Origin of the sequence: Streptomyces sp. NPDC059037 (genome assembly GCF_042740015.1) — a bacterium.
Lineage (GTDB): Bacteria > Actinomycetota > Actinomycetes > Streptomycetales > Streptomycetaceae > Streptomyces.
The window spans coordinates 2,920-10,457 of the sequence record NZ_JBHYIG010000322.1; the positions used below are offsets into that span (position 1 = coordinate 2,920).

5 protein-coding genes are annotated in these 7,538 nt (G+C 69.2%); 2 read left to right on the forward strand and 3 right to left on the reverse strand.

Going from position 1 to position 7,538, the window contains the following annotated elements; genetic code table 11:
* Positions 1–107: 107 nt before the first annotated feature.
* From ACFWY6_RS39685 to ACFWY6_RS39695, 3 genes are read right to left on the reverse strand one after another with little or no spacing between them, the layout of a single operon-like run.
* A complete protein-coding gene (locus ACFWY6_RS39685) occupies positions 108–2,252 on the reverse strand; it encodes an acetate--CoA ligase family protein (protein WP_384701042.1) in 2,145 nt (714 codons plus the stop codon).
* An 18-nt stretch (positions 2,253–2,270) separates the two neighbouring features.
* Positions 2,271–3,503 (reverse strand): formyl-CoA transferase, encoded by a 1,233-nt coding sequence (gene frc / locus ACFWY6_RS39690; protein WP_384701030.1) that lies wholly within the window; start codon positions 3,501–3,503, stop codon positions 2,271–2,273.
* Between the two features lie 12 nt (positions 3,504–3,515).
* A complete protein-coding gene (locus ACFWY6_RS39695; protein WP_384701033.1) occupies positions 3,516–5,213 on the reverse strand; it encodes a thiamine pyrophosphate-binding protein in 1,698 nt (565 codons plus the stop codon).
* A 198-nt stretch (positions 5,214–5,411) separates the two neighbouring features.
* Here ACFWY6_RS39695 and sucC point away from each other — a divergent pair, with 198 nt between their 5' ends.
* Together sucC and sucD are read left to right on the forward strand one after the other, a co-directional pair.
* Positions 5,412–6,551 carry an ADP-forming succinate--CoA ligase subunit beta gene (gene sucC, locus ACFWY6_RS39700; RefSeq protein WP_384701036.1) on the forward strand — a complete coding sequence of 380 codons (1,140 nt, stop codon included), beginning with the start codon at positions 5,412–5,414 and terminating at the stop codon, positions 6,549–6,551.
* Positions 6,552–6,562: 11 nt separating this feature from the next.
* Positions 6,563–7,483, forward strand: coding sequence for a succinate--CoA ligase subunit alpha (sucD, locus tag ACFWY6_RS39705; RefSeq protein ID WP_384701039.1), 921 nt, complete (start codon positions 6,563–6,565; stop codon positions 7,481–7,483).
* The last annotated feature ends 55 nt before the right edge of the window (positions 7,484–7,538 follow it).

Here is a 7,538-nt window from a genome sequence, read left to right on the forward strand (position 1 = left end):
CGGGCCCCAACCCCCCCGGCCCCCGCCCCCGCGCCCTATGGGTTTGGGGGGGGGGGGGGGCGGGGGGGGGGCGGCCGCCCCCCGCCGGCCCCCCTCCACTCACGCCCTCATCGACCACCTCCGAGCAGCCCGGCGGCCCGCGCCCAGCGGTACTTCGCGCCCAGCGCGGCCACCGGCTTCTCGGTCGTGTACGGGTACGCCACGACGCCCCGCTCGAAGAGGTACTGGCAGGCCTCCTCCACCTCGACATCGCCCGCCAGAGACGCCACGACGGGCTTCTCGATGCCGCGCTCGCGGAACTCCGCGACGACGCGGGCTGTCAGTTCGGCGAAGACCATGGGAGGAGTGACGATGGTGTGCCAGTAGCCGAGGACGAGCGCGTGGATGCGCGGGTCCTCGAGACCGAGCCTGATCGTCGCCTCGTACGTCGACGGGGGCTCGCCACCGGTGATGTCCACGGGGTTGCCGGCCGCCCCGAAGGGCGGGATGAACGCCTTGAAGGCCGCGTCCAGGTCGTCCGGGATCTCCATCAGGCGCAGTCCGTTGTCGGTCACCGCGTCGGAGAGCAGTACGCCCGAGCCGCCCGCACCCGTGATGATCACGATGTTGTCGCCCTGCGGGGTGGGAAGCACCGGCAACGCGCGCGCGTACTCCAGCATTTCGTTGAGACCGGGGGCGCGGATGACGCCTGCCTGCCTGAGGATGTCGTCGTACACGGCGTCGTCGCCCGCGAGCGCGCCCGTGTGCGATCCGGCGGCCTTCGCCCCGGCGGCCGTGCGTCCGGCCTTCAGGACCACGACCGGCTTCTTGGGGACGGTCGCCCGCGCGGCCTCCACGAAGGCGCGGCCGTCCTTGAGGTCCTCCAGGTGCATGGCGATGCACTGGGTGTTGGGGTCCTCGCCGAACCAGGTGAGCAGGTCGTCCTCGTCCAGGTCCGACTTGTTGCCGAGCCCGACGATCGCCGAAACGCCTGTCTTCGTAGTGCGCGCGAAGCCGAGGATCGCCATCCCGATGCCGCCCGACTGGCTCGTCAGGGCGACGCCGCCCTTGACGTCGTAGGGCGTGCAGAACGTGGCGCACAGGTCCTGCCACGTCGAGTAGTAGCCGTAGATGTTCGGGCCGAGCAGCCGCACACCGTGCCGCTCGCCGACCGCCACGATCTCCTCCTGGAGGGCGTGTTCACCGGTCTCGGCGAACCCGGAGGGAATCAGGACCGCGTTGGGGATGCCCTTGCGGCCCACCTCCTCCAAGGCTGCCGCCACGAACTTGGCGGGGATCGCGAAGACCGCCACATCCACCTCACCGGGAACGTCCGTGACACTCTTGTACGCCTTGCGGCCCAAGATGTCATCGGCCTTGGGGTTCACCGGATGGATCTCCCCGGAGAAGCCGCCGTCGATGAGGTTGCGCATCACCGAATTGCCGATCTTGCCCTGCTCGTTGGATGCGCCGATCACGGCGACCGAGCGTGGCTGCATCAGCCGTCGCATCGAGGTGAGCATCTGCGCGCGCGTGTAGGTGCGCCGCGCCTTTGGCACCCCCTCGGAGAGGATGACGCGGATGTCCGCGGCGATCGCGCCCTCCGGGGTGGCGATCACCGGGTTGAGGTCCACCTCGGCGATCTCCGGGAAGTCGGTGACCAGTTGGGAGACCCGGCGGATCTGCTCGGCGAGCGCCCACCGGTCCACGGCCGGCGCGCCCCGCACGCCGCGCAGGATCTCGGCGGCCCTGATCGAGTCGAGCATCGAGGCAGCCTCGTCCGCGTCGACCGGCGCCAGGCGGAACGTGACGTCCTTGAGGACCTCCACCAGTACGCCGCCGAGACCGAACGCGACGACCTTCCCGAACGTCGGATCGGTCACCGCCCCGACGATGACTTCCTGGCCTGACGGCAGCAGCTCCTGGACCTGTACGCCCTCGATGCGGGCTGTCGGCGCGTAGGCACGCGCGTTCGCGACGATCTCGCAGAAGGCGGCCCGTACGTCGGCTGCGCCCTCCACGCCGACGACGACGCCGCCCGCGTCGGTCTTGTGCAGGATGTCGGGGGAGACGATCTTCATGACGACGGGTCCGTCGAAGCGGGCCGCGTGCGCCACCGCCTCGTCCACGTCCGTCGCCAGCTCCTCGCCCGGCACGGCGATCCCGTACGCGTCCGCGAGGATCTTGCCTTCCGGAGCGGTCAGCGACGTACGTCCCTCGGCGCGCACCGAGTCGAGCAGCGCCCGCACCGTCCGTGCGCGGTCTTCGGCCATCAAGTCTTCGGCCATCGGTCAGATCACTCCGTTCGACTTGAGCAGGCGCAGTTCCTCGTCGCCGAGGCCGAGTTCCCCGACGAACACCTCGGCGTTGTGCTCGCCGAGAAGCGGTGAACTGACCACGTCCACGGGGGAGTCGGACAGCTTCAGCGGGGAGCCGACGGTGGTGAAGGAGCCCCGCTGCGGGTGTGCGACCTCGACGACCATCTCGTTGGCGGCCAGCGAGGCGTCCTCGATGATCTCCTTGGTGGAGAGGATCGGGCCGCAGGGGATGTTGTGGGCGTTGAGCCGCTCGAGGACCTCCCACTTGGGGAGCGTCGAGGACCACTCCTCGATCAGCTGGAACATCTTGCCGAGCTTGGGAAGGCGTGCCTCCGGAGTCGCCCACTCGGCGTCATCGGCCAGCTCGGGGCGCCCGATGAGCTCGGTGAGCGGCTGCCAGCCGACGGGCTGCACGATCACGTACACGTAGTCGTTGGGGCCTCCTGGAGCGCACTTGACGGCCCACCCGGGCTGCCCGCCGCCGCTCGCGTTGCCGGAGCGCGGCACCTCGTCACCGAAGTCCTCGTTCGGGTACTCGGCGAGCGGCCCGTGCTCCAGGCGCTGCTGATCGCGCAGTTTCACCCGGCACAGGTTGAGCACGGCGTGCTGCATGGCCACGTTCACGCGCTGCCCGCGACCGGTGTTCTCCCTCTGGAAGAGGGCGGCGAGAATGCCGGCGACGGCATGGATGCCGGTCCCGGAGTCACCGATCTGGGCGCCTGTGGCGAGCGGCGGACCGTCCTCGAAGCCGGTGGTCGACATGGAGCCGCCCATCGCCTGGGCGACCACTTCGTAGGCCTTGAAGTTGGTGTAGGGGCCGTCTCCGAAGCCCTTGATCGAGGCGTAGACGATCCGCGGGTTGATCTCCTGGATGCGCTCCCATGTGAAGCCCATCCGGTCCACGGCGCCAGGACCGAAGTTCTCGACCATCACATCGGAGCCTCGGATCAGCTCCGTGAGGAGCTCCTTGCCGCGCTCGGTCTTGGTGTTGAGGGTGATGCTCCGCTTGTTGCAGTTGAGCATCGTGAAGTAGAGCGAGTCGACGTCCGGGAGGTCGCGCAGCTGCTTGCGCGTGATGTCCCCGGAGGGTGCCTCCAGCTTCACCACGTCCGCGCCGAGCCAGGCGAGGAGCTGGGTGGCGGAGGGCCCGGACTGGACGTGCGTCATGTCGAGGACGCGTACGCCCTCAAGAGCCTTGGTCGTCATCGAGCGGGCTCCTCACTTGTACATGGTCTGGTTCATGGTTCCGGGGGCGTACGCGTCCGGATCGACCCATACGTTGATCAGCGACGGCTTGCCGGACTCGCGCGCTCGCTGGAGCGCGGGACCGATGTCGGCGGGGTCGCGAACCTCTTCGCCGTAACCGCCCAGCATCTGGGCGAACTTGTCGTAGTGGACGTCTCCGAGGGTGTTGCCGACGCGCTCGCGCTCCTCGCCGTACTTCGCCTTCTGGCCGTAACGGATCTGGTTCATCGAGGAGTTGTTGCCGACGATCCCGATGAAGGGCAGGTTGTAGCGGACCAGCGTCTCGAAGTCCCACCCGGTCAGCGAGAAGGCGCCGTCTCCGAAGAGGGCCACCACTTCCTTGTCGGGCCGCGCCTGCTTGGCGGCGAGCACAAAGGGGATGCCGACGCCGAGCGTGCCGAGCGGTCCGGGGTCCATCCAGTGGCCCGGCGACTTGGGCTGTACGACCTGCCCGGAGAAGGTGACGATGTCGCCGCCGTCGCCGATGTAGATCGAGTCCTCCGTAAGGAAGTCGTTGATCTCGCTGACGAGGCGGTACGGGTGGATGGGCGAGGCGTCGGAGCGGAGGTTCGGCAGCCGCTTCTCGATCGCCGTCTGTTCGGCGGCCCGCAGCTCGTCGATCCACTCCTTGCGCTTCGAAGCCCCGCCGTTGAGGCGGCCGGACGCCGCCTCGGTGACCGACTTCAGGATCAGTCCCGCGTCGCCCACGATGCCGAGGTCGATGTCCCTGTTCTTGCCGACGGTGCGGTAGTCGAGGTCGATCTGCACGACGGTCGCGTCTTGCGAGAGCCGCTTGCCGTAGCCCATGCGGAAGTCGAAGGGCGTTCCCACGATGACGATGAGGTCGGCGTTGGAGAAGGCGTACCGCCGTGAGAGCTGGAAATGGTGCGGGTCGCCCGGCGGCAGCGTGCCGCGTCCCGCGCCGTTCATGTAGGCGGGCACGTTCAGGGCGCGTACGAGCTCGATGGCCGACTCCGTGCCACGCGTCGTCCACACCTGGCTGCCGAGCAGGATCGCGGGCTTCTCGGCGTGCACGAGCAGGTCGGCGAGCTTCTCGACGGCTTCGGGGTCGCCGGCCGAGCGGGTCGACGCGCGGTACTGCCCGGCCTGCGGGACCCGAGCCTTGTCGACCGGCACCTTGGCGTCGAGCACATCGCGCGGTATCTCCAGGAAGGACGGTCCCGGAGCGCCGTGGTAGCACTCGCGGAACGCCATGGACACCATGTCGGCGGCGCGCGCCGTGTCCGGCACGGTCGCGGCGAACTTGGTGATCGGCGTCATCATGTCGACGTGCGGAAGGTCCTGGAGGGACCCCATCTTGTGCTGGGTGTGCGCCCCTTGGCCGCCGATGAGCAGCATCGGGGACTCCGCGCGGAAGGCGTTCGCGACGCCCGTGACGGCATCCGTCGTCCCCGGTCCCGCGGTCACCACGGCACACCCCGGCTTGCCCGTGAGGCGTGCGTACCCGTCGGCCGCGTGGGCGGCGACCTGTTCGTGGCGTACGTCGACGACATCGATGCCCTCGTCGACGCAGCCGTCGTAGATGTCGATGATGTGGCCGCCGCAGAGGGTGTAGATGACCTCCACACCCTCCGCTTTGAGTGCCTTGGCGACCAGGTGCCCACCGGAGATCTGGGGGGCCTGGTTGGTGTCGCTGCTGCCGTCGGGCATGGCGAAGTCCTGTCCCTTCGTAGGGGAGTTGGAGCGCTCACACGCTGCTCGTAGGTGCTCTCGCGGTAGATTGCATACAGTCGACGAATACTGTATGAAGCTTGTTATCCCGCATCCGGTGGGTGGTGTCCAGGGGGCGTGCGGCACTTTTCGGGTCCGGGGGTCGCTCCCCGGAACGACACGGCGTCAGGAGCCGGAATGGACCTGTTCGAGCACCAGGCAAGGGAACTCTTCGAGGAATACGGCATCTTGGTGCCGGATGCCGAAGTCGCCGGCACGGCGAAAGAGGCACGCGCGGGGGCCGAACGACTCGGCGGCCGCGTCGTCGTCAAGGCCCAGGTGAAGACCGGAGGGCGCGGCAAGGCGGGCGGCGTGAAGATGGCCGCGGACGCCGCCGCGGCCGAGATCACGGCGCGCCAGATCATCGGCATGGACATCAAGGGCCACACCGTGCACAAGGTGATGGTGGCCCAACCCGTCCGGATCGACAGCGAGTTCTACGTCTCGTACGTACTGGACCGCGCCGCAGGACGCTTCCTCGCCATCGCGTCGGCCGAGGGCGGCATGGAGATCGAGGAGGTGGCCGCAGACAGGCCGGAGGCCGTCACGCGCGTGGAGATCGACCCGGCACAAGGCGTGGACGAGGCGAAGGCGGCCGACATCGCCGCCGCGGCCGGACTCCCCGCGGCGGCAGCCGGCGTACTCGTGAAGCTGTGGCAAGTGCTCATCCGCGAGGACGCGCTCCTCGTAGAGGTGAACCCCCTCGTGCGCACCGCCCAGGGGGAGATCCTCGCCCTCGACGGCAAGGTCACCCTGGACGACAACGCACGCTTCCGCCAGGCACGCTGGGGCGCCGACAACTCCGCACACGACGATCCCTTGGAGTCGTCGGCCGCGGCCAAGGGCCTCAACTACGTGAAGCTCGACGGCGAGGTCGGCATCATCGGCAACGGCGCGGGCCTGGTCATGTCCACCCTCGACGTGGTCGCGGGCTGCGGTGCGCGCCCCGCGAACTTCCTCGACATCGGAGGCGGCGCCTCCGCCCAGATCATGGCCGACGGTCTTTCCGTGATCCTGTCCGACCCCGCGGTCAAGTCCGTCTTCGTCAACGTCTTCGGCGGCATCACCGCCTGCGACGCGGTCGCCGACGGCATCGTCCAGGCCCTGGAATCCGTGCAGTTGACCAAACCGCTCGTGGTCCGTCTCGACGGCAACAACGCCGCACGCGGCCGCGCCATCCTCGACGAGCGCGCCCACCCCCTGGTCCAGCAGGCCACCACCATGGACGGCGCCGCACGCCGCGCCGCCGACCTCGCCACCCGAGCCGACGCAGCCTAAGGAGACCGGACATGGCGATCTACCTCACCAAGGAGAGCAAGGTCCTCGTCCAGGGCATGACCGGCGCCGAGGGCATGAAGCACACCCGCCGCATGCTCGCCGCAGGTACGGACGTCGTGGGCGGCGTCAACCCCCGCAAGGCGGGCCGCACCGTCGACTTCGACGACCGCGCCGTCCCCGTCTTCGGCTCCGTCCGCGACGGCATCGAGGCCACGGGCGCCGACGTCACCGTCGTCTTCGTTCCGCCCGCCTTCTCCAAGGCCGCGGTCACCGAGGCCGCCGACGCCGGCATCGGACTCGCCGTCGTCATCACCGAAGGCATCCCCGTGCACGACGCGGTCGCCTTCCACGCGTACGCGAAGGAGCGCGGCACCCGCGTCATCGGCCCCAACTGTCCCGGCCTCATCACCCCGGGGCAGGCCAACGCGGGCATCATCCCCGCCGACATCACCAAACCCGGACGCGTCGGCCTGGTGTCGAAATCCGGCACCCTCACCTACCAACTCATGTACGAGCTGCGCGACATCGGCTTCTCGACCTGCGTGGGCATCGGCGGCGACCCCGTCGTCGGCACCACGCACATCGACTGCCTCGCCGCCTTCGAGGACGACCCCGACACCGGACTGATCGTCCTCATCGGCGAGATCGGCGGCGACGCCGAGGAACGCGCGGCCGCCTACATCCGGCGCGCCGTCACCAAACCCGTCGTCGCCTACATCGCCGGCTTCACCGCACCCGAGGGCAAGACCATGGGGCACGCGGGAGCGATCGTCTCGGGCTCGTCGGGCACCGCCAAGGCGAAGCAGGAGGCGCTCGAGGCCGCCGGTGTGCGGGTCGGCGCCACACCGACGGAGACCGCCCGCCTCGTTCTCGACCGACTCGGGGCGTGTCGTGACTCAAACCACTACGGGGGTGACGTCACTCATAGGTGAAGGGCCCGCACTCCCCAACCCGCCCCCCCCCAAAGCACCAGGTCCGCGGACTGTT

Bases quoted from the DNA above. Each gene is read 5' to 3' on its own strand.
- sucD (WP_384701039.1), top strand. From the start codon at position 6,563: ATGGCGATCTACCTCACCAAGGAGAGCAAGGTCCTCGTCCAGGGCATG.
- ACFWY6_RS39685 (WP_384701042.1), bottom strand. From the start codon at position 2,252: ATGGCCGAAGACCGCGCACGGACGGTGCGGGCGCTGCTCGACTCGGTG.
- frc (WP_384701030.1), bottom strand. From the start codon at position 3,503: ATGACGACCAAGGCTCTTGAGGGCGTACGCGTCCTCGACATGACGCAC.
- ACFWY6_RS39695 (WP_384701033.1), bottom strand. From the start codon at position 5,213: ATGCCCGACGGCAGCAGCGACACCAACCAGGCCCCCCAGATCTCCGGT.
- sucC (WP_384701036.1), top strand. From the start codon at position 5,412: ATGGACCTGTTCGAGCACCAGGCAAGGGAACTCTTCGAGGAATACGGC.